Source organism: Dorea chungnamensis (genome assembly GCF_039832125.1).
Classification (GTDB): domain Bacteria; phylum Bacillota; class Clostridia; order Lachnospirales; family Lachnospiraceae; genus JAFBIX01.
The window spans coordinates 1-19,392 of sequence record NZ_JBDOHT010000026.1; the positions used below are offsets into that span (position 1 = coordinate 1).

24 protein-coding genes and 2 pseudogenes are annotated in these 19,392 nt (G+C 44.1%); 13 read left to right on the forward strand and 13 right to left on the reverse strand.

What is annotated here, in order from left to right:
* Positions 1-776: 776 nt before the first annotated feature.
* The 5 genes and pseudogenes from ABE613_RS14535 to ABE613_RS14555 form a co-directional block, all read right to left on the reverse strand.
* Positions 777-908, reverse strand: coding sequence for a Maff2 family mobile element protein (locus tag ABE613_RS14535; RefSeq protein WP_083504113.1), 132 nt, complete (start codon positions 906-908; stop codon positions 777-779).
* A gap of 241 nt (positions 909-1,149) precedes the next feature.
* Positions 1,150-2,925 carry a VirD4-like conjugal transfer protein, CD1115 family gene (locus ABE613_RS14540; protein WP_256138891.1) on the reverse strand — a complete coding sequence of 592 codons (1,776 nt, stop codon included), beginning with the start codon at positions 2,923-2,925 and terminating at the stop codon, positions 1,150-1,152.
* Positions 2,922-3,398: a PcfB family protein gene (locus ABE613_RS14545; protein WP_058351589.1), complete on the reverse strand. Its 477-nt coding sequence runs from the start codon at positions 3,396-3,398 to the stop codon at positions 2,922-2,924. Before ABE613_RS14545 ends, ABE613_RS14540 begins: the two co-directional genes overlap by 4 nt.
* Before the next feature lie 71 nt (positions 3,399-3,469).
* Entirely contained in the window at positions 3,470-3,694 is a 225-nt protein-coding gene (locus ABE613_RS14550; protein WP_002584988.1) for a DUF5348 domain-containing protein, read from the reverse strand.
* Between the two features lie 14 nt (positions 3,695-3,708).
* A pseudogene (locus ABE613_RS14555) lies at positions 3,709-4,173 on the reverse strand (DUF6017 domain-containing protein); the annotation flags it as partial.
* A gap of 30 nt (positions 4,174-4,203) precedes the next feature.
* On the opposite strand from ABE613_RS14555, the gene ABE613_RS14560 reads away from it, so the two are divergent.
* The 7 genes and pseudogenes from ABE613_RS14560 to ABE613_RS14590 all read left to right on the forward strand — a co-directional run bounded on the left by ABE613_RS14560 (position 4,204) and on the right by ABE613_RS14590 (position 7,281).
* Positions 4,204-4,611, forward strand: coding sequence for a hypothetical protein (locus ABE613_RS14560; RefSeq protein WP_347376761.1), 408 nt, complete (start codon positions 4,204-4,206; stop codon positions 4,609-4,611).
* A gap of 7 nt (positions 4,612-4,618) precedes the next feature.
* Positions 4,619-5,251, forward strand: coding sequence for a SpoVG family protein (locus ABE613_RS14565; RefSeq protein ID WP_347376762.1), 633 nt, complete (start codon positions 4,619-4,621; stop codon positions 5,249-5,251).
* Positions 5,235-5,375 carry a hypothetical protein gene (locus tag ABE613_RS14570; protein ID WP_347376763.1) on the forward strand — a complete coding sequence of 47 codons (141 nt, stop codon included), beginning with the start codon at positions 5,235-5,237 and terminating at the stop codon, positions 5,373-5,375. The genes ABE613_RS14565 and ABE613_RS14570 overlap by 17 nt, the downstream gene beginning before the upstream one ends.
* A gap of 5 nt (positions 5,376-5,380) precedes the next feature.
* The gene (locus ABE613_RS14575; protein WP_347376764.1) at positions 5,381-5,536 is read left to right on the forward strand and encodes a hypothetical protein; all 156 of its coding nucleotides are present in this window, start codon (positions 5,381-5,383) and stop codon (positions 5,534-5,536) included.
* A 404-nt stretch (positions 5,537-5,940) separates the two neighbouring features.
* Positions 5,941-6,181: pseudogene (locus ABE613_RS14580) on the forward strand (DUF6061 family protein).
* A gap of 138 nt (positions 6,182-6,319) precedes the next feature.
* Positions 6,320-6,940: an alpha/beta fold hydrolase gene (locus ABE613_RS14585; RefSeq protein ID WP_347376765.1), complete on the forward strand. Its 621-nt coding sequence runs from the start codon at positions 6,320-6,322 to the stop codon at positions 6,938-6,940.
* Positions 6,941-7,143: 203 nt separating this feature from the next.
* Complete coding sequence (locus tag ABE613_RS14590) at positions 7,144-7,281, forward strand: helix-turn-helix domain-containing protein (protein WP_331676788.1); 138 nt, start codon at positions 7,144-7,146, stop codon at positions 7,279-7,281.
* Between the two features lie 48 nt (positions 7,282-7,329).
* Here ABE613_RS14590 and ABE613_RS14595 read toward each other — a convergent pair whose 3' ends face one another.
* The 8 genes from ABE613_RS14595 to ABE613_RS14630 all read right to left on the reverse strand — a co-directional run bounded on the left by ABE613_RS14595 (position 7,330) and on the right by ABE613_RS14630 (position 13,897).
* A complete protein-coding gene (locus tag ABE613_RS14595; protein ID WP_347376766.1) occupies positions 7,330-8,238 on the reverse strand; it encodes an IS3 family transposase in 909 nt (302 codons plus the stop codon).
* Positions 8,235-8,576, reverse strand: a complete 342-nt coding sequence (locus ABE613_RS14600; RefSeq protein ID WP_278826224.1) for a transposase — start codon at positions 8,574-8,576, stop codon at positions 8,235-8,237. Before ABE613_RS14600 ends, ABE613_RS14595 begins: the two co-directional genes overlap by 4 nt.
* Positions 8,577-9,325: 749 nt before the next feature.
* A complete protein-coding gene (ant(9), locus tag ABE613_RS14605; protein ID WP_347376767.1) occupies positions 9,326-10,102 on the reverse strand; it encodes an aminoglycoside nucleotidyltransferase ANT(9) in 777 nt (258 codons plus the stop codon).
* A 24-nt stretch (positions 10,103-10,126) separates the two neighbouring features.
* Positions 10,127-10,897, reverse strand: a complete 771-nt coding sequence (locus ABE613_RS14610) for a nucleoside phosphorylase (RefSeq protein ID WP_002578723.1) — start codon at positions 10,895-10,897, stop codon at positions 10,127-10,129.
* A 24-nt stretch (positions 10,898-10,921) separates the two neighbouring features.
* The gene (locus tag ABE613_RS14615; protein ID WP_441777789.1) at positions 10,922-11,440 is read right to left on the reverse strand and encodes a hypothetical protein; all 519 of its coding nucleotides are present in this window, start codon (positions 11,438-11,440) and stop codon (positions 10,922-10,924) included.
* 188 nt (positions 11,441-11,628) lie between these two features.
* Positions 11,629-12,381, reverse strand: a complete 753-nt coding sequence (istB, locus tag ABE613_RS14620) for an IS21-like element helper ATPase IstB (RefSeq protein ID WP_154247616.1) — start codon at positions 12,379-12,381, stop codon at positions 11,629-11,631.
* Positions 12,374-13,666, reverse strand: a complete 1,293-nt coding sequence (gene istA / locus ABE613_RS14625) for an IS21 family transposase (protein ID WP_347376768.1) — start codon at positions 13,664-13,666, stop codon at positions 12,374-12,376. The genes istB and istA overlap by 8 nt, the downstream gene beginning before the upstream one ends.
* A gap of 57 nt (positions 13,667-13,723) precedes the next feature.
* A complete protein-coding gene (locus ABE613_RS14630; RefSeq protein ID WP_347376769.1) occupies positions 13,724-13,897 on the reverse strand; it encodes a helix-turn-helix domain-containing protein in 174 nt (57 codons plus the stop codon).
* A gap of 338 nt (positions 13,898-14,235) precedes the next feature.
* On the opposite strand from ABE613_RS14630, the gene ABE613_RS14635 reads away from it, so the two are divergent.
* The 6 genes from ABE613_RS14635 (at position 14,236) to ABE613_RS14660 (ending at position 19,015) form a co-directional block, all read left to right on the forward strand.
* Positions 14,236-14,649, forward strand: a complete 414-nt coding sequence (locus ABE613_RS14635; protein WP_058722955.1) for a cysteine-rich VLP domain-containing protein — start codon at positions 14,236-14,238, stop codon at positions 14,647-14,649.
* 111 nt (positions 14,650-14,760) lie between these two features.
* Positions 14,761-15,156, forward strand: coding sequence for a replication initiator protein A (locus tag ABE613_RS14640; protein WP_347376770.1), 396 nt, complete (start codon positions 14,761-14,763; stop codon positions 15,154-15,156).
* A 182-nt stretch (positions 15,157-15,338) separates the two neighbouring features.
* Positions 15,339-16,283, forward strand: coding sequence for a MobV family relaxase (gene mobV, locus ABE613_RS14645; RefSeq protein WP_347376771.1), 945 nt, complete (start codon positions 15,339-15,341; stop codon positions 16,281-16,283).
* 72 nt (positions 16,284-16,355) lie between these two features.
* Positions 16,356-16,550, forward strand: a complete 195-nt coding sequence (locus ABE613_RS14650; RefSeq protein ID WP_002334813.1) for a hypothetical protein — start codon at positions 16,356-16,358, stop codon at positions 16,548-16,550.
* A gap of 145 nt (positions 16,551-16,695) precedes the next feature.
* Positions 16,696-18,273 (forward strand): recombinase family protein, encoded by a 1,578-nt coding sequence (locus tag ABE613_RS14655; RefSeq protein WP_441108270.1) that lies wholly within the window; start codon positions 16,696-16,698, stop codon positions 18,271-18,273.
* Between the two features lie 52 nt (positions 18,274-18,325).
* Positions 18,326-19,015, forward strand: coding sequence for a DNA-binding protein (locus tag ABE613_RS14660; RefSeq protein WP_347376773.1), 690 nt, complete (start codon positions 18,326-18,328; stop codon positions 19,013-19,015).
* Positions 19,016-19,392: the final 377 nt, after the last annotated feature.

Consider the following 19,392-nt stretch of genomic DNA (forward strand, 5'->3'; position numbering starts at 1 on the left):
GCGGATTTTTCTCTGTTTACTTTTCCTTTCTTGCTGCCCCGAAGTCAACACAGGCATCCTCTCCCTTCGGTTTGGATTTTCTTTGTCATACTCGAAGCTGTGTTTGTTGTGTTTTCATTTTCTTTGCTGAATTCGACTTGTGGCTATCCCTCCACCGCTTACTTATTCACGGTTTCACAGGTACTGTGCCACTACTCTCACTGGAATAAAGAATGGTTATTGCCCTCTCGCGAAGGTATTCCCATCCACCACATCACTGGCTTGCAACCGCCTCCGTGTTCCCAGCTTTCCACGTTCCGATATTCCTATCATTGGATATCTTTAGGTTCTTCCTCTAAGCCTGTATCTGGTCATGCATAACCGCACCGCCTGTAACGATGCATGGACTTTCATAACAACCAATTTTACTCGCCCACAGATACCACCATGAAAGGTGTACTGCCTTTCGACAGCATCAACGTTTAGACTCGTACATTCAGAATTTCGTCAGTATTTTCATACATTCTCACCATGGATATCCGACCCCCGGCATATAGGCAACACCATCCACCTCTGGACAGCTTTCGTGTCTGGTCTGAAAACCAGTCTTACGGTTGCTCTCTGCCGACTTCACCGAGCTCTATAAACTTTTGGAGAGAGCCGTTGCATGCTCCCCGCCATTCGGAGTATTAGGGTGGCGCTTCGGGACGTTACCCCCTCATTTCACCCATCGGAATATCAGTTCTCCAAAGTTTCGGGCTACAATTGCCCTTCGACTTTGTGCGCAAGCTTTTCACTTACGAACGTGTCGCACGATTGTCGTTACCATATCCCTCCAGAAGATTGATAACGCCCCAAATGCCTAAGCCTGCTCCAAGAGCGATAACAAGGGTCTGCAATACGTTTACTGCGCTGTTGAAAAATGCCATATAATATCCTCACTTTCTGCCGCTTTGCGGCGATAAAAATTGTTTGTTTTTGGTTTTGGGTATGAAAAAAGCCGCCTGTGTTCGGCGGCTGCGTCCTCGCGCTGCTTAAACTGCTGCGGCGCGGCGGTATTCAGTTGTCATTTTTGTAAGGGTTGATACGCTGCGGCTTCCTGCCACGCTCCAAGTAGGGGCGCGTACCATATAGCCCGTGTTTACAGTTCGGATAGATTACCACCTCCCTTTACGGTGCTGCGTCCTCCTGTACGTCGATTTCGTAGTAGTCAAATACTTCGTCCGGCTTTACGATAGCGGGGCGGCGTTTGATATGCTTTTCCATGTCAAAGGCGTTTTTCGGGTCTGCGTCGGACAGGTACTTGTATTTCGGGTGCTTCGTGATGTCGTACTTATCAGAGAAGAACGGGCGCACACCTCTAAGCTGCAAGATACATTTCCCGCCGTCCATGACCGCGATTTCGTCCTGCGTCATAAGCTCTTTGCCTAACTTCTGATAGTTCAGCCCATGCGAAAGCTCCCGCCCTCTGGTTTCGGAAGTGTTGAAGCTGTCAATCGTTTCTTTGCCTAAGATTTCCGATATTTCTTTGAGCGTCGTTTTTTCCTTGCCGCCCAAGAAAAGGGTCGTGTCGCAGTTGCCGACTATGGTATCGGCGTTGTCCTTGTAGATTGCCTTTAGCTGCGACTGTGATTGCAAAATAATAGAAGCCGATATTTCGCGGCTTCGTATGGTCGCTATGAGCTTTTCAAACTTCGGGATTTGACCGATATTCGCAAATTCATCTAACAGGCAGCGCACATGAACAGGCAGCCGCCCGCCGTAAACATCGTCGGCTTTGTCGCATAACAAGTTGAAAAGCTGCGTGTAGAGAATGGAAACAACAAAATTGAAAGTGTCGTCGGTGTCGGAGATGATAACGAACAATGCCGTTTTTCTATCTCCCAAAGTGTCAAGCTCCATTTCGTCGGTTTCCATGAGTTCGCGCAGTTCCCGTATGTCAAAGGGGGCTAACCTTGCGCCGCAGGAAATAAGGATTGACTTTGCCGTTTTGCCTGCCGCAAGTTTGTACTTCTTGTACTGCTTGACCGCAAAATGTTCCGGGTCTTTTTCTTCCAGACGTTCAAACATGAGGTCTACCGGGTTCTTAAAGTCCTCGTCGTCCTCGCGGGCTTCCGACGCATTTATCATTTCAAGCAGCGTCGTAAAGTTCTTTTCCTCGTCGGGGGCTTCGTACCAGATATAGCCGATAAGCGCGGTATAGTAGAGCTTTTCAGCTTTTACCCAAAAATCCTCGCCGGATTTCTCCCCGTCGCCTTTGGTGTTGGCGATAATGGTATTGACTAACTTCAAAATATCCTTTTCGCTCCGCAGATAGGCAAAGGGATTGTATTTCATGGATTTTTTGAAGTTAATCGTATTCAGCACTTTGATTTTGTACCCGCCCCGCTGTAAGAGCTTCCCGCACTCGATTAAGACGGTGCCTTTCGGGTCGGTAACAACATAAGAACTGTGCATTTGCATAAGGTTGGGCTTTACGAAAAAGCGGGTCTTGCCGCTGCCGGAACCGCCGATAACAAGAATGTTTTTGTTTCTTGCATACTTCGGCTGCTTCGGGCGGCTGCTCATCATCAGCCTTTCGGTCTGCGTCAGCAGCACATTATTTTCAAATACAGGGTCGATATACGGCTTTATATCCTCCGCGCCGCCCCAACGTGCAGAACCGTATTCCATGCCTTTTCGGTACTTCTTCGCGTTCTTGCCTTTCATGTAAACGGCAAGCCGGATAATGACCGCCCCCGCAATGCCGATAAGCAGATCGGCGGGGTGCAGGCTCGGCGCGATACTGGAAAAGGCGGCGGCAAAGCCCGTCCCAAGCTGCAAGAGCTTTTCGCTTGCGTCTGCGCCGGGGGTAAGGCGTATTGCTGCGCCTATCTTGTCAAACAGATAGACAAAGAGCAGATAGGGCAGGTTGAGGATAAGCAGCTTTTTGACTTCCTGCTTCATAGCGATACCTCCCTGTCCTTGTTCTTTACCTTGTCCCGCTGCGCGTTCAAGCCCGCCGCCTTTTCTTTCAGAGAGGAAAGCAGCTTGCGGATAGAGGGCTTTTTCTCCTGTGTCAGCTTCTTTGCGGAAAACTCCTTAAAGGCTGCGGTCAGCACGTCAGCGTCGCGGCCTTTGAAAAACACAAGGTAGCGGGGCGGGTTTTCCGTCGTGTCCTTTTTCAGCGCAAAGTCGATACCGTACTTTTTCGCCGTACTCTCAAAGGCTTTGATATTGCCCTCGGTAATCTCAATGTTGGAAACTCCCGCGTTCTGCTTCATAAGCTGCTTTAAGGTCTGCTTGCCCTGCGGCGTTTTGTCTTTCTGCTTCTTCATCTGTGCAAGCAGCGTTTTCATAGCCTTTTGAAGTGTCTGCGCGGTCAGCTTCCCGGTCTTGATGTAAAGGGCTATGGTCTTTTCGTTGATTTCATCTTGCATTTACCGTCCTCCTTTCGCGGTAGTCTGATAGTGTTAGGGTGGTACGCCGCTGCGGTAGCCGCCCATAAGCTTTAGATACGGACGCGCAAGCCGTTCAAATCCTCGGCGCGGATACCCACAAGGTACCATTCCTGCGCCGCGCTCATTTCAATGCGGGTCGGCTTCCATTTGCCGCCTGTGAATACGTCGAAACACTCTCCGCAATGCAAGCCGCCGTAATAGTCGGCAATGTCAAAGCGAATGTCGTAGCGGTCGGTCTGTTCGTCAAAAATCAAAGCTCCTGTTTTCTGTGCCATGTGGTAATCCTCCTTTAGATTTTGCCTGTCGCCATGTCGTGAGCGACAAGGGCGGTATAGTAGCTGTCAATGGTATTCGGCGCATTGAACAGCACCGCTTTAAGGTACTGTTTGATGTTGCGGATTTTGGTGGTATTCTCTTTCATGCAGTCAAAGACAAATTCAATGTGACTGCTGTTGAGCTTCATAAACTTTGCCTTGACAAGCTCTGCCGGGTAATCGTCCCCGGCGATACGGATTGTCTTTCTCTTGCTGCATACCGTTTCAAGGATAATCGAAACAATTTCGTCCAGACGGTCTTTGTCTACCTGCCCGTAGCGTACAAAATGGTCGTACTCGATATTGTCCTTGATGATTTCCTCATAAACGCTGTATGCGTCTGGCGCTTCCTTTCGTTTCCGTTCCGGCGGCTCTGCCGCTTCCCCGTCGTAAGGCAAGGGATTTAGGGAATGGATAGGAATGGAAGCGGTTTGTGGTAAAGTGTGTTCCCGCCAGTGAGGAGGGGGCTTATGAAGAATAAGACAAAATACCGTCTCGGAGAGGTGGAAGAGATTATTTCTGAGATGGAATTTGAAGACAGATGCGATGAGATTGTGGAAGTGGATGATGACTTGCAGCTGTTAATCAGCGGTTGGTATGTCTTTATACCCAGTCTGTCGCTGTATCTTCGGGCAGGTGTTGCCTGTGTATTTGATGAAGAAGCAGGTATGTATATGCCTGACTTTGATGTGACTGTCCTGTATGAAGAAGAGCTTGACACAGAGCAGTGGATTTACTATGAGCAGGACGGATTTGTGGTTACTTTAGGCAACTGGCTGAATGGTCGTCTGCCTATCAGTAATATAGAAACCTTAGAGTGTCATCTGGTAATACCGGATGAGAATGAACCGGGTCGGGCGGTTCCCGACAGAAAGTGAGGAATTTATGAAGTATTCAATTCATGTAACGGAAGCTAAGAATCAGGAAGGAAATGTAAGGGGCTTTGCCAATCTGGTGTTTGGAGACTCCTTCAAGATTACCAACATTGCCATTCTGGAGAATAAGGAGAAAGGTACTCTTTTTGTATCTATGCCGAGATACAAGTCCAGTGAGCGTGATGAGAATGGCGGTGTGGTCTACAAGGATGTCTGCAATCCGATTACCGCAGAGTTCCGTGAGGAGCTTTATGGGAATATCCTTGAAGCATTTGAACAGGAAAAGTCTGCTGACAAGTCGCAGGCAGGCAATGCAAGAGGTGAGGCAGAGATGCCTCAGTTTTCCGTTACGGTAACACCGTATGAGAGAGAGGGCAGTAATATCCGTGGTCTTGCCCGTATCTATTTTGACGACAGTTTCATCGTGAATAATGTGAGCATCCTTCAGGGCAAGGATAAGGTGTTTGTGGCAATGCCTTCCTACAAGACAAAGCAGACGGACGAGCATGGAAAAGCTGTATATCAGGATGTGTGTTATCCGGTAACGAAGGAATTTCGTGAGAAGCTTTATTCCGAGATTGTAAGCCAGTATGAAAAGGCAAAGGAGCATCTTACCTGTAGGAGCTGTGGCGGAACCTTCTGAATATCAGTATGGTGCTGAGGCATTTGAAACGGCATATCCTAAGATGAAGCAGGATAAGGCTATGGAAGCGAAGGAACCTGACATGAAGGCTCCGACTGTACCGAAGACCGGAAAGGTTAGGTGATGCCTATGACCGATAAGGAAAAGAGGTACTGGGCATATTTCCTGAATGCGAATGGTAAGATAGAGTACTATGAGAAGTGCAAAAGATGTGTGCACGGATGCAAACAGAGTTTTCGGATAACCAGACTTCAGTGTAGGAAGTATAAACAGAATGATGAATAGTGTAGAGGCGTGTCACCGTATCGAAATGTATGGTGGCACGTCTTTTTGTTTTATAAAAATTTTGGATGATAAATAACAGATGATATGGTAGAATATTTATGATATAAGCGAATGTTGAGGCACGCTCAACTTTGAATTCTCACTTGAGGTATTTTTAGGGATTTAATAACTGTTATATCTTGTTATAAAAATCTCGTCAAACCCTTGAAAACACTAAAGTTTTCGTGGGTGTCCTCTCCATCACATCTTGTATTGTGTTATATCGTTCCACCCTTGTTTATGACCGCTGATAAGGGAAAAAATAAGGGAAAGAAAATTTGGTAACAACTCATAACAAATTATAAAAATGGCAGTTAGAACTGGATGAAATGCTTATAATACATTTTCAAGAAGGGATTGATTGGATGAACATAATATATGCAGATTACAACATTTACCACAACAGCATTGATATATGCACTTATGTCGGATATATTCTTCGGATTGATTGTGCAAAGGCAGAGGGAAGGATTAAAAACTACTCCTAATTCAGAGTGTGCATTGAATGCTCTTGCCATAGATAATCCGCTTGTATATGCAAGACTTTATCTTGACGGAACTATGCAGATGTGGGTTGATGCGGAGGATAGTCTGGAAGTGTGGTGATTTTATGGGCGGATTGCTATGAAATGGCAGTCCGCCTTTAAAAAAATCATCTAGAACAATACGAGTGGAATATCACGGATATGCGTGGTAAAATAGGGAAAGAAATTATAAGAATATATCATATAAAAGAGGTGGCAAATGAAATACATACTTTTACACGGAATGGGTCAAAACGCTTCAAGCTGGGATAAAACAATATCATTTTTACCTAACAATACCGAAACAGTCTGTCCAGAATTAAGTGATTTTTTCACCGAAGGTAACTGTTATTACAGTAAAATGTATAGTTCTTTCTGCGAATACTGCAATAATTTCTCTGAGCCGTTAAACCTATGCGGTCTTTCTCTTGGTGCAGTTCTGGCATTGAATTATGCTATCGACTTTTCGCAGAGAGTAAAGTCGCTTATACTTATTGCGCCGCAGTATGATATGCCAAAATTTCTGCTCAAAGTGCAGAATGTATTATTTAAATTTATGCCTGAAAGCCAGTTCAAAGATATAGGACTAACAAAAAAAGACTTTATTACCCTTACAAATTCAATGGCTGATATGGATTTTACAAGCGGTCTTGAAAATGTTTCTTGTCCTGTACTTGTTCTTTGTGGCGAAAAGGATAATGTAAATAAAAAAGCGGCTATAAAGATTGCTGAAAAATTATCAAGAGCTAAATTCAGCACGATTGAAAATTCAGGACATGAGGTTAATATTAATAATCCGAAGGGGCTTGCTAAGGCAATGGAGGGATTAAATGTAGTTTAGGATATATTGTTGCTGAAAAATTGTACTGATAAAAGACTAAAAAGTTTATGAACTTCTGGTTAGTACGAAAGTACGCACTTACATGAATTTATCAAACACAATACCTCTCCCAACCAATGGTTGAGTTTGATAATTCTACTTACAGTTCGTGTACAAGAGCTGATAAAGATTGTAAAGTGTAGCATGAAAGGAGGCATATTGTAATGAATCAAATTGATACAGGAAAGTTTATTGCTAGTTGCAGAAAAGAAAAAGGATTGACACAAGCACAATTAGCAGAAAAGTTAAACATTACTGACCGAGCTGTTTCTAAATGGGAAACAGGGGGTTCACTTAGATAATGATATTGTCAATATTGGTTGACACATTTATCTCAAAGATATCACTGCCTATGCAGCCAGTCCCAGAGATTGGTAGTATCTCTGGCGCTTGATCATCGGAGGAAGCCCACCGTTAGCAGAGCAGATCCTCCTGTTATTCCAGTAACTGATGAAATATCTCCAAATGAGAACCTTCAGTTCCTCTGTGGTCATAGTCTCCGTATTGTAGCGGTCATAGAGAAGCTCGCTTTTCATTCTGGCCCACATGCTTTCGCATCGGGCATTATCGTGGCACCTGCCACCAGCACTGTTCATGCTTTGAATAATACCGTATTTAGCAAGAACCTTACGATAGGTTTCACTGGTATATTGTGTTCCTCTGTCAGAGTGTACAATAGCCCCTCTCAGATCAGGATATGCCAGATAGGCATTATCCAGGGTATGCTCGCACAAAGTTGCTTTCATGTTGGTTTCCATTGCCAGACCAAGGACACTGGAATCAAAGCAGTCAAAGATAGCTGAAACATATAATTTTCCATCTTTAGCCTTGATTTCGGTGATGTCAGTTACACATTTTTCAAGTGGCTTATCGGATTTGAAATCTCGCTTCAGAAGATCCTCTGACTTACGAGCTTCCCGATCCGCCTTGGTAATACCATTCGGCTTACGTTTTGGTCGATGACTAAGGCCTATTTCATCCATGACTCTGTAGACGGTTCGCTCACTAGGAATCTTGAGTCCTTCCGGTTTCTTAAGGAGAAGTGCCTGATACATGCGAATACGCCCATAGGTATCATTGTATTCATCCTCCGTATGGATTGCTCTTATAGCATCAGCGAGATCCTGATATTTCCAGGGCCGGTCTTTATGAGCAAGATATTTGTAGAACCCCTGGCGGCTGACACCAAGCATCCGGCAATAGAATGAGAGTTTTCCCTTAATTGCGCCGTCTTCCGTTTTTATGGCAATAAACATCATTCTTTGGTTCTTGCTGACTTCCGACGGCTGGCTGCGAAAAAAGCACTTGCTTCCTCGAGAAATTCATTTTCCTCTTTCAGACGACGGATTTCTTTATCCTGATCCTTAACGCGTTTGCGGAGCATAGCAAGTTCCTCAGCGAGGCTCATTGCACTATCTGGAGTATGTGCACCGTCGCCAATATCCAATGTGCCGGCTCTAACTGCTTTCAGCCATGTATGGATGGTTCCTTCTGGAATACCTAATTCTTTGGCTGCCTTAGCACCGCCGATTTCTCTGGCAAGTTTGACAGCCTGGACCTTATATTCGTGGTCGTATTTACGTTGGGTACGTGACATTGAGAGTTCCTCCTTATTCTCTTTATTATACATGAATTCTTTGAGAATAAGGTGTCAACTTTATTTATACAACATCATAAAGATACCACATCAATAATCCCACGCTGACTTTTGCTCAACCGATACAGCCAGAGGGCTGGATAACAAGAAAAGGCGGTATGCGCCCCGTGGAGGGGTAGCGTACCGCCTTTTCTTGTGGGGGTTTCCAAAGGGGGCAACGCCCCCATTTGGCACACGACTTTGCGAAGCAAAGTGTAGTGTGTTATACGCTCTGTCGGCGTTGCCGCCGGGGAGGGCAAGGGCATTTGAAGCGGCAGGAAAACAGGGCTGTGCTTGCGTGGCGTAGAGCCGTAAGCACAGGTCTGGTTTCAACAGCAGACTGGGCGTATATGAAAGCCCCCGTCCCTCGTCCTACGCTCCGACTTGTGGACAAAGTGTCCCGAAGTTGTGGCTACACTCCCGGAAAAGTAACAGGACAGCGGGCAACCGTCAAGGCTGAAATGAACGGGCTTACACCCGGCCTTGACCGCCACCCGCCGTCCCGCTGAATGGGTGAACAAGGCGACCAATCCCTCAAAGTGCTTGGCCGCTCTCTTTCTGATTTTGGAGTGTTTCTTTTCTCATAATTGAAATGGGCGGGAAGCCATTTTAGGGCTTTCCCGCCTTGATTGCCCATCAGCAAAGCCAGACGGGACGGTCACTTCATATGCGCCGTTCATCTTGACCGTTGATTGGCCCCGCTAACTTTGCTACTCTGTTCTAAGTAATTCCTCAATTTGTTTTTTCATATATTCTACAAGTGCCATCGCTTCCTTTTCTACTGTCTCCCATTCATCAGACAAATTTCCCAAATAAGCTTCCTTTGCCGTTGTTAGCAGGGGGGGAAATCTCTCCGGCAATTTTAAAATTACCCATTTTGCGGCAACATCTTTTGTCGTGATTTCTTCTGTTACTAAAGTAAACCACATTCGTGATAAGGTTAATAACACATTTCTTTCATCACCCTTAAAGCTGGAAATCAAACCAGGTAAAGAAAACCGAATTGCTTTTTTAATTTCGTGAAATGGGATAGCGGGAATAAGCTCTTTGCTTTCCGCCCCCTTCAAAGTTATGCTATTTTTTCTTGCTTGCCATAATAAAATCATTATATCTGGGTCATTGCAGGCTTGCGGATATTCTCCTGCTTCCATCTCTCCCCTTAGCCATTCACCATACATATACTGACATTTTGGCGGAAATTGCAACGGAACAATATCAGATTGATTGATAATAGTTACCTCTAAAGGTCTTTTTTCAATACAGCCTACGGAGCCAGAAATTTTCAATAATTGCTTTGTTAGATCTGCTCTGATTGAATTACTCAATTCTTGTTTAGTAATTATCAGTATATCTATATCACTATCTGGACGCAGCCCATTCATTGTTGCTGAACCATATAAATATATCCCCAATATTTGATCTTGTAATATGGTTTCTGCTATTGAAATAACTTGATTTACTTGTTGTGGAAATTCATTTATATTCATTGTAACTCCTATATGTATTTATTTTTACTCCTCAACAACTGATAAAACAGCGTCTAAGGCTAATTCTAAGGCTATGGATATACTTGTTTTTCCCCATTCTCTTTCTTGGTATTTATGAGGGTCTGCAAGAGTATCGGCTGAAAAAAGCAGCATAGCCCATGTAACTTTTCTAAATTTTGCACACGCCGCCAATGCGGAACATTCCATTTCTACTACTTGACATCCCTCTTCTTTCCGATACTGAACCATTTCTACTGTTTCTCGATAAAAACCGTCTGTTGTCCATGTTTTAACTTCCCAATATGGTATATTCTTTTGGCTTAAAGCAGATTCAATCGCATTTATACCAGCCTTTGAAATCTCTACTTCTCGGGAGGGAGGAAGATAATGGTAAGATGTTCCCTCATCTCTCAATGCAGAAACAGGTATCAAAAATCTATTTTCCGGGATGTCTTCCAATACGCCACAGGAGCCGACGGAAATAATCTTTGTTACACCCCCTGCAATTAAATATTCTAAAACTTGGACGGCAGCAGCACTTCCCACAGGAGCCGGACATAGACATATTTTCTCCTGATTATAAAGACATTCATAAATAGGATATCGTCTTGTTGCACTTTCAAATTCATCTATCTGTATTCCATCATGGGTATGTGCATAATTTTCAACCTCGTCTCCTAAAAAAGCAAACACTGCTTTTGCAGGAAAACATTTTTTCCCATTTCCCGGCTGAAAAACAGCTTTTGATGCGGTATCGTACTCTAAAACAGGGTAGTCATGCTTTACTAATGGCATATTATTATCTCGAATAACAGGCTATTATTCTATTCCTTTCATCATCTTTTTTGCCAACTGCTTGAACAGGTCGGCAGTTTCTTCATCCATCGGCGTAAGCTGTCCGATCTGTCCGGCAACCATCGCCGCTACATCGTCAATGGAAAGCGGGTTTTGCTTCTGTTCCGCCAATGCGTCCCGCATGGCTTGGAACATCGCGGCGGTCACAGCTTCTCCCGGCTGTTCCCCGTTGTCAATGTCTTTCTTAATATCCCGCAGGATAGCAAGGAACACATTTTTGATTTTCTCAATCTCCGCATCATGTTCCCCCATCTTCTGGGCGTTCAAAAGCTGTAAATCCTGCTTTGCTTCCGCCCGGTGTTCCGGGTGTTCTTTCATCAGGTCGGACAGGGAAGCCGTTGCTATCTCGATAAGCTGGTTTCTTGCTGTTATGCCTTTTGCCGCTGTGTCCTGAAAATAAATCCGTATCAAATCTATCAGCTTAGGAAAATTCCTGTGTTCCAACAGGCGGTTGAGGATTTGCACATCAACAGCACCCGTCACGAGCCCCCTCACGGCTCCCTCGGACAAGCCTAATTCAGAAATATCGTAGCTTTTACGGACGCTCACGGTGGATAAGCCCAGTATGTAGTCTGTCGATACCTTAAATTCCTTTGCCACGCCTATGAGAATATCACTGCTATAAAATGTCAAGACCGAATGTACAAAAAATATTATATAAAAATGTACAGTTAGTCTGTTTGTCTTAAATGATCTTTTAGCCTATATGATTTTCCTGATATGGGCACTACATGTGCATGATGTAATATTCTATCCATGATTGCATTTGCAACTACTGCATCATAAAATACTCCATCCCATTCATTAAAATTCATATTTGTGGTAAGTATTGTGCTTTTCTTTTCATAACGCATATCTATAAGCTGAAAGAATAGGTTTGAATCCTCTTTATTAATCGGCAGATACCCTAATTCATCTATGATAAGAAGACGATATTTACTAAAGTGTTTTAATCTTGCATCCAGGCGGTTTTCCAACTGTGCACGCTTTAATTGCTGCAATAAATCATTACATTTGATAAAGTAGGTGCTTGCATGTTTTTTAGCAGCTGCAATACCTATAGATGTTGCAAGATGCGTTTTTCCAACGCCGCTGGGTCCTAAAAACACGATATTTTCATTCTTTTCCAGAAAACCAAGGCTTGCAAGTTCCCTCATTTCCTGTTCGTTTACACTTGGTTGAAATTCAAAATCATAATCCTTTAGTTCTTTTACAAAAGGAAATGCTGCAGCCTTTATCATAGATCTGGAGGCATTCTGTTCTTTGAAATCAACTTCATAACTGCTCAGTTTTAATAAACCTTCCGTAAACGATAATCCGTTTGTTGTCACAAAATCCCTTATTTCATCAAGATGTAGTTTCATCTGGGTTAATTTCAGCAGCTCCAGATTAGCAGTCAGCTGATTGTATGTACTATTACTCATAATCATAAACCTTTCCTATAATTTCTAGATTTTCTTTTGCCCTGTCCATTATATGCTCATCCCTGAAAATATGCGATTTTCTTGCAATTGCGGCATAATGCTCAGAAATATAATTCAATTTTTTTGAACTTAAATGATGAATGGTTATGAATTCTGTGTTACAATACACATGTATATAACCATCATATACTTGTAATGAGACAATCTTATCAATGTACTCTGGTGGTGCAGAGTATTGACAGCCTTTGTAATTAAACATGCTTGAATGATTGACTTTTACCGTATTTGTGGTGATTTGGTAAGGCTTTCTTATGTTATCAGCGGGCAGGCTGTTTAAGAAAGCCTTTTCTTTGTTATAATACATCAGCGGAATCCTTCCTGTTCCCTGGTTTACCTGTGTATTGACACGATTATTTATTCTTGTCACTAATTCGACTAATTCAATGTAATTCAATTTTCCATTATAAGCTCTTATTTCATCTAGTATTTTCATAGGTGCCTCAACTTTGGCTTTAGTATGCGGATGTCCGGCAATACAAGGCTGGACTTTAAAACCATAATCATCAGCGAACTGCTGGAATTTGTTATTAACTTTACCGGCATAATATTCTGTTCTGGCTTCATCCATAACAGTCTTCATGTTATCTGTAACTATTTCATCCGGAATACCACCAAGTGTTTCAAATGCATCATCAAGAAACGAAAAGAGTATATCCTGTGTTTTAGAAAGTGAAACCCTGTATACTCTGAATCTTGAATATGAAAGCAACAGGACAAAAATATTTACTTCTATAATTTCGCCTGAAGAAAGAATAAACGGAATAGATTCTTTCCAATCAAGCTGAGCCTGTTTACCCATAGGAGTTTCATATCTGACAGTAACCTTATTGGTATTTGATGGTCTGCTTTTTCTGAAATATGAATCGAATTCAGGATATTTCCTGAGATAATGACAGAAGTTACAATAAACACCTTTAAAGCCATGATTATCAACCAGATATTGCCATAATACTTTTCTGTAGTAGAATACCTGCTGATTTTTATCTGATAATAACTCTGTAATAATGTCATAAAAAGGTGTAATACAGTCATCACAGTTTCTTGTTTCTGGCTTTGTATATCCATTTATATATTTATCAACAGTCCGCCTATCTACCTCCAATTCTCTAGCTATTTGACTTTTATTAATCTTCAATGTGCCATCCTCCAAAAATGGTTTTAACTTGTACAGGTCATTGACACTTTCTATTCTTATATCTGTTATGATTTGATTTATTAATATCATTATGAGTTCCTCCTTGCAACTCACATATCATAACATTTGTACATTCTTATTTAATATTTATTGTACATACTTAAGTATAACTTTATAGCTGACCGTTCTCGTTTCGCCGCTGACAATGCGGCTCAACTGGGAAGCGGAAACCCCTATCTTCTCCGCAAGTTCCTTTTGTGTGATGTGGTTCCCGTTGCATAAATCGGAAATCCGCTGTTCGGGTGTTCCGGGTAAAGCCATAGATACGCACCTCCTCCGCATACTTCCATTATACAGAATGATTGCAAAAATGCAATTTCCAAAGTGTAAACTTCATCAAAATGCAATTCTCGCAAAATTCCGGGGATTGCATTTTTTTCGTGTAGACTTAGGGTAGTTCATCGATGGACAGCACCTTGAAAACAGAATGACCGTCCGAAAAGGAATACCCCGGCTGGGGAAGCACCGCAAGGAACCGGACTTCGAGACAAAATGTCCCGAAGCTGCGGGGAGCGTGCCAACGCCGGAACACGCCGCAGGAATGGGGCAGGAAACCTTTTCGGGGAGAACGGCAACGGAAAGCAAAATGGAGGGAACGCATGAGAGATAACCCCTATAAAGACTTGCCGCCACTGGAACGCAGGCCGGACGGTTCCCTTTACCGCATGACACCGGCGCAGAGAAAACAGGCGGCCAGCCTGATACGCCGGGAGTGTTGTTGCTGTGAGGACGGCAACTGCATTGTCCTTGATGATGGGGACACCTGCACCTGCCCGCAGACGATTTCTTTCTCGGTCTGCTGTAAGTGGTTCCGCTGGGCGGTCTTGCCGCTGGACGGGACGCTGGAAGCGGAAATTTTCCGGGATAAGGACTTGAAACGCTGTGCGGTCTGCGGTGGCGTGTTCGTCCCCAAATCCAACCGGGCAAAATACTGCCCCGGCTGTGCCGCCAGAGTTCACAGGCGGCAGAAAACAGAAAGTGAACGGAAAAGGAGGTCTGCTGTGGACAGTTAGGAGCGAAAAAAGCCTTGATTTATCAGGCTTTGCAAGCCCCAAACCGGGGCAGGTGGTATAAAGTATCGCCCGCCCCGGAAAACGGGCTTCTAACCGTCCACAAAACGAACTATGACAAATACCATCTATATCCACCAGCCGGAAAAGGCGTTCAGCTTCACCCGGCTCCCGAATTTTCTCTTTGAAGCCCCCACATTCAAGCCCCTGTCCAACGAGGCAAAGGTTCTGTACGCCTTTATCCTGCGCCGGACAGAGTTATCCCGCAAGAATGGGTGGGCGGATGACTGCGGACGGATTTTCCTGTATTACCCTATCTGTGAAGTGGTCACACTGCTCCATTGTGGGCGGCAGAAAGCGGTGAATACCCTGCGGGAACTGCAATACGCCGGACTGGTGGAGATCCAGAAGCAGGGCTGTGGAAAACCCAACCGCATTTTCCCAAAATCCTATGAAGCGGTTCCAAACACCGACTTCAAGAAATCCGGTTCTAGTACGCCGGAGGACTGAAAACCGTACCCATGAAGTACGGAAATCACTCCTGAGACGTACGAAAACCGGACGGTATATAGAAATACAAAGATAAAAAGATTGATTTATATTCTATCCATTCCAATCCTATCCGAGCTATTTTCTGCGGGATTTTCCCTGTGGAAAACCCCGGATAGGAAAGGAATGGGGAAAGGAGCAGAATGGCACAACACGCAATTTTACGGTTTGAGAAGCACAAGGGCAACCCGGCAAGGCCGCTGGAAGCCCATCACGAAAGACAGAAAGAACAGTATGCCAGCAATCCCGACATTGACACAAGCCGGAGCAAATACAACTTCCATATCGTCAAGCCGGAGGGACGCTATTACCACTTCATTCAGAGCCGGATTGAGCAGGCCGGGTGCCGAACCCGCAAGGACAGCACACGGTTTGTCGATACGCTGATAACCGCCAGCCCGAAGTTTTTTAAGGGGAAATCCCCAAAGGAGATACAGGCGTTCTTCCAAAGGGCGTCGGACTTCCTCATTGGCCGGGTAGGACGGGAAAATATCGTGTCGGCGGTGGTACACATGGACGAGAAAACGCCCCACCTGCATTTGACCTTTGTTCCGCTGACAAAGGACAACCGCCTGTGCGCTAAAGAGATTATCGGCAACCGGGCAAACCTGACGAAGTGGCAGGACGATTTTCACGCCTATATGGTGGTGAAATATCCCGACTTGGAGCGTGGGGAGAGTGCCAGCAAGACAGGCCGGAAGCATATCCCCACCCGGCTTTTCAAACAGGCGGTTTCCCTCTCCAAACAGGCCAGAGCCATTGAAGCCGCCCTTGACGGCATTAACCCGCTGAACGCCGGAAAGAAAAAAGAGGAAGCCCTCTCCATGCTAAAAAAGTGGTTCCCGCAGATGGAGAACTTCTCCGGGCAGTTGAAAAAGTACAAGGTCACAATCAATGACCTGTTGGCGGAGAATGAGAAGTTGGAAGCAAGGGCAAAGGCCAGCGAAAAAGGAAAGATGAAAGATACGATGGAACGGGCAAAGCTGAAAAGCGAACTGGACAATTTACAGCGGCTGGTTGACCGTATCCCGCCGGATATACTGGCGGAACTGAAACGTCAGCAGCGGCACACGGTAAAGGAAAGGTGATAGATATAAGCAGAAATTTTCGCCGCCTTTGTGCGGCATTGTACCTTGAAAACTGAATATGGAGGACACTGGATGGCAAAAAGCGAAAGCGATATTTTTACACCCCGGACAGGGCAGGTCATACAAGCAGAGAACGGCACGCAGTATTTTGTATGTGGGAACAACCGTATAAAAATCTCCGAACACTTCGCCGCAGGCGGGAAGCCCCTCGGTGATCTGATTGTAGATGTGGTGCGGCATACCGCAGAAAAAGCCGCTTCAACCTGATAGCCCATCATTGATAACACGCCCACGCTTATGATATAATTGCCATAGAGCAAAAGTATTGTAAGCGTGGGTTGTTTCTTTAGAAGGAGGATTTTTAACGGTGAAACAACCTTACAATACTACGATTTACAACACGGCGCTTTATATGAGATTGAGCCGGGACGATGAACTGCAAGGAGAAAGCGGGAGTATTCAGACACAACGCATGATGCTCCGGCAATATGCCGCCGAGCATGGCCTGAATGTCATAGATGAATATATCGACGATGGATGGTCTGGAACGAACTTTGACAGGCCGGATTTTCAGAGAATGATTGATGACATTGAGGACGGGAAAATCAACTGCGTTGTTACGAAGGATTTATCCCGCTTAGGCAGAAACTACATTCTGACCGGCCAATACACGGAAATCTACTTTCCCAGCAAAGGCGTCCGCTATATCGCTGTCAATGACAATGTGGACACCATCAACGGAGAGAATGAGCTTGCCCCATTCCTCAACATTCTGAATGAAATGCACGCCCGCCAGACCAGCAAAAAGGTAAAAGCGGCCATGCGGACACGGTTTGCAAATGGCGCACACTATGGAGCCTATGCCCCGCTGGGCTATGTCAAAGACCCGGATAAGAAAGGTCATCTTTTGGTTGACCCGGAAACAAGGTGGATTATCGAAAAGATTTTTGACCTTGCCGTTCATGGCCGGGGAGCCGCCAGCATTACACGGATTTTGGTCGAAGAAAAAGTACCTACTCCCGGCTGGCTGAATTTCCAGAGATACGGCACTTTCGCAAATATCTATGCCGGAGCGCCGGAGGAAAAAGCCTATGCGTGGACGATAGCGCAGGTGAAAAGTATTCTGAAAGAGGAAACCTATATCGGACACAGCGTCCACAATAAGCAGACCAATATTTCATTCAAAAACAAGAAGAAAGTACGCAAGCCAAAAGAGGAATGGTATCGTGTGGAGAACACCCACGAAGCGATTATTTCCGAAGATGTGTTCCGTCAAGTACAGGAGCAGATTTGCAACAGGCGCAGACGGCAGAAGAACGGCACAACGCAGATATTTTCCGGGCTGGTAAAATGTGCGGACTGCGGTTGGTCGCTGGCCTATGGTGTGAACAGTCAGAACAAAAATCCCTATGCCCACTACCATTGTAGCAAGTACGGGCAAGGATTGCACCAGTGTTCCATGCACTATATCCGTTATGATGTGCTTTACGCCTATGTCCTTTCCCGTCTGCAATACTGGTCTGTGCTGGCACAGCAGGACGGGGACAAACTTCTGAAACGGCTACTTAACGCCAGCGACAAGGAACGCAATACTGCAAGGAAGCGGCAGACAGCCGAACTGAAAAAGGCGGAAAAGCGCAAAGCAGAAGTAGACACCCTGTTTGCAAAAATGTATGAGGACTGGTCTGCCGGACGCATTACAGAATACAATTTCAATATGCTGTCCGAAAAGTATCAGGGCGAACAGCGAGAATTGGACGCAAAAATTGAACGGCTTCACGAAGCGATGGAGGCCGCCGCCCAGACAGCGGTTGACGCTGAAAAGTGGATAGGTCTGATGAAACAGTATGTCAATCCCACAGAATTGACGGCTGAACTTCTGAATACGCTGATTGAAAAAATCCTTATCCATGAAGCGGTCAAAAGTGAGGACGGAAGCCGGGAACAGGAGGTAGAAATCTTCTACCGCTTTATCGGCAAAATCGAATGACACATCTTGAGATACCCAACAATATCTTTAACTAAGGGAAACGGGAAAATGTATGCCCGATTCATCTATTATGTTGGAACTTTGCAATATTTTAGATGTTACGGTCAACGAACTATTAAGTGGGGAGAGGATAGAAATGAATAATTACGAAGAAAAAGTCAACGAAAATCTCATTGAATTAAAAAGAAAAGATGAAAATAACATGAACAAAAATGCCATAATATCAACAATATACACAATCGCTATGGTTATTGGTATTCTGGTATGTTGTATATGCGATATTGCTATTTCAGGAACGCTGACATGGTCACTTATTGTGCTTAGTTCTGTGTTGGTTACATGGATAGCATCTTTTCCGGTTATATTGTTGGGAAAGAAGGGTGTGCTGGTGGCGATGATTGCTATTAGTATTCTCATTGTACCATTTATGTACATATTAAGTATTTTGATAAAAGTCAATGAGGTATTCAACATTGGTGCGATTATGTCAATTATTTCACTTGTATTTCTGTGGATAATTTATATTATGTATCGTCGACTTAAGGAACGAAAATTATTGGCAACAGGAATTACATTCTTGTTTGCAATTCCATTTACATTTGTGATAAATAGTACATTGTCAAAAATGATTGGCGAGCCTGTAGTTGATATTTGGGATATATTATCTGTATTTATTCTGCTTATTATAGCTGTTGCTTTTATCATTGGTGATTATGCAAAGAAAAAAGGTTATATAAGATAATTTCAGTCTTGCGGAGAGATTGAAAGCAACAGAAGATTTGAATTTGGCGGTGAGATAAATGAATTATATTAGACAATGATTTTTTATACTGCAGATAGGCTTGCAGAGGTGGATAATAAAAACTATTTACAATTACGTAACAATGTGTTAGTATGACTAACAGAAAAAAGAAAGGCACATGAAGTGAAAGGTGAGGAGATGTATAACAGATAATTTGGTTTGAGCAAGACATATATGATTTAAGCCCTGTGGTACACAGGCTTGTTTTTGTGTACGCTTGAATTAGATTATCGCAAGAGATTTTCCTTTGTTTTCATTTGTGAGAATATATAAAGGTTTATTTGGCGGGTCTTTTTGTGTATGCAAAAAAGGCTCGT

Bases quoted from the DNA above. Each gene is read 5' to 3' on its own strand.
- ABE613_RS14535 (WP_083504113.1), bottom strand. From the start codon at position 908: ATGGCATTTTTCAACAGCGCAGTAAACGTATTGCAGACCCTTGTTATC.
- ABE613_RS14540 (WP_256138891.1), bottom strand. From the start codon at position 2,925: ATGAAGCAGGAAGTCAAAAAGCTGCTTATCCTCAACCTGCCCTATCTG.
- ABE613_RS14545 (WP_058351589.1), bottom strand. From the start codon at position 3,398: ATGCAAGATGAAATCAACGAAAAGACCATAGCCCTTTACATCAAGACC.
- ABE613_RS14550 (WP_002584988.1), bottom strand. From the start codon at position 3,694: ATGGCACAGAAAACAGGAGCTTTGATTTTTGACGAACAGACCGACCGC.
- ABE613_RS14560 (WP_347376761.1), top strand. From the start codon at position 4,204: ATGAAGAATAAGACAAAATACCGTCTCGGAGAGGTGGAAGAGATTATT.
- ABE613_RS14565 (WP_347376762.1), top strand. From the start codon at position 4,619: ATGAAGTATTCAATTCATGTAACGGAAGCTAAGAATCAGGAAGGAAAT.
- ABE613_RS14575 (WP_347376764.1), top strand. From the start codon at position 5,381: ATGACCGATAAGGAAAAGAGGTACTGGGCATATTTCCTGAATGCGAAT.
- ABE613_RS14585 (WP_347376765.1), top strand. From the start codon at position 6,320: ATGAAATACATACTTTTACACGGAATGGGTCAAAACGCTTCAAGCTGG.
- ABE613_RS14590 (WP_331676788.1), top strand. From the start codon at position 7,144: ATGAATCAAATTGATACAGGAAAGTTTATTGCTAGTTGCAGAAAAGAA.
- ABE613_RS14595 (WP_347376766.1), bottom strand. From the start codon at position 8,238: ATGATGTTTATTGCCATAAAAACGGAAGACGGCGCAATTAAGGGAAAA.
- ABE613_RS14600 (WP_278826224.1), bottom strand. From the start codon at position 8,576: ATGTCACGTACCCAACGTAAATACGACCACGAATATAAGGTCCAGGCT.
- ABE613_RS14610 (WP_002578723.1), bottom strand. From the start codon at position 10,897: ATGCCATTAGTAAAGCATGACTACCCTGTTTTAGAGTACGATACCGCA.
- istB (WP_154247616.1), bottom strand. From the start codon at position 12,381: ATGAGTAATAGTACATACAATCAGCTGACTGCTAATCTGGAGCTGCTG.
- istA (WP_347376768.1), bottom strand. From the start codon at position 13,666: ATGATATTAATAAATCAAATCATAACAGATATAAGAATAGAAAGTGTC.
- ABE613_RS14630 (WP_347376769.1), bottom strand. From the start codon at position 13,897: ATGGCTTTACCCGGAACACCCGAACAGCGGATTTCCGATTTATGCAAC.
- ABE613_RS14635 (WP_058722955.1), top strand. From the start codon at position 14,236: ATGAGAGATAACCCCTATAAAGACTTGCCGCCACTGGAACGCAGGCCG.
- ABE613_RS14640 (WP_347376770.1), top strand. From the start codon at position 14,761: ATGACAAATACCATCTATATCCACCAGCCGGAAAAGGCGTTCAGCTTC.
- mobV (WP_347376771.1), top strand. From the start codon at position 15,339: ATGGCACAACACGCAATTTTACGGTTTGAGAAGCACAAGGGCAACCCG.
- ABE613_RS14650 (WP_002334813.1), top strand. From the start codon at position 16,356: ATGGCAAAAAGCGAAAGCGATATTTTTACACCCCGGACAGGGCAGGTC.
- ABE613_RS14655 (WP_441108270.1), top strand. From the start codon at position 16,696: ATGAGATTGAGCCGGGACGATGAACTGCAAGGAGAAAGCGGGAGTATT.
- ABE613_RS14660 (WP_347376773.1), top strand. From the start codon at position 18,326: ATGCCCGATTCATCTATTATGTTGGAACTTTGCAATATTTTAGATGTT.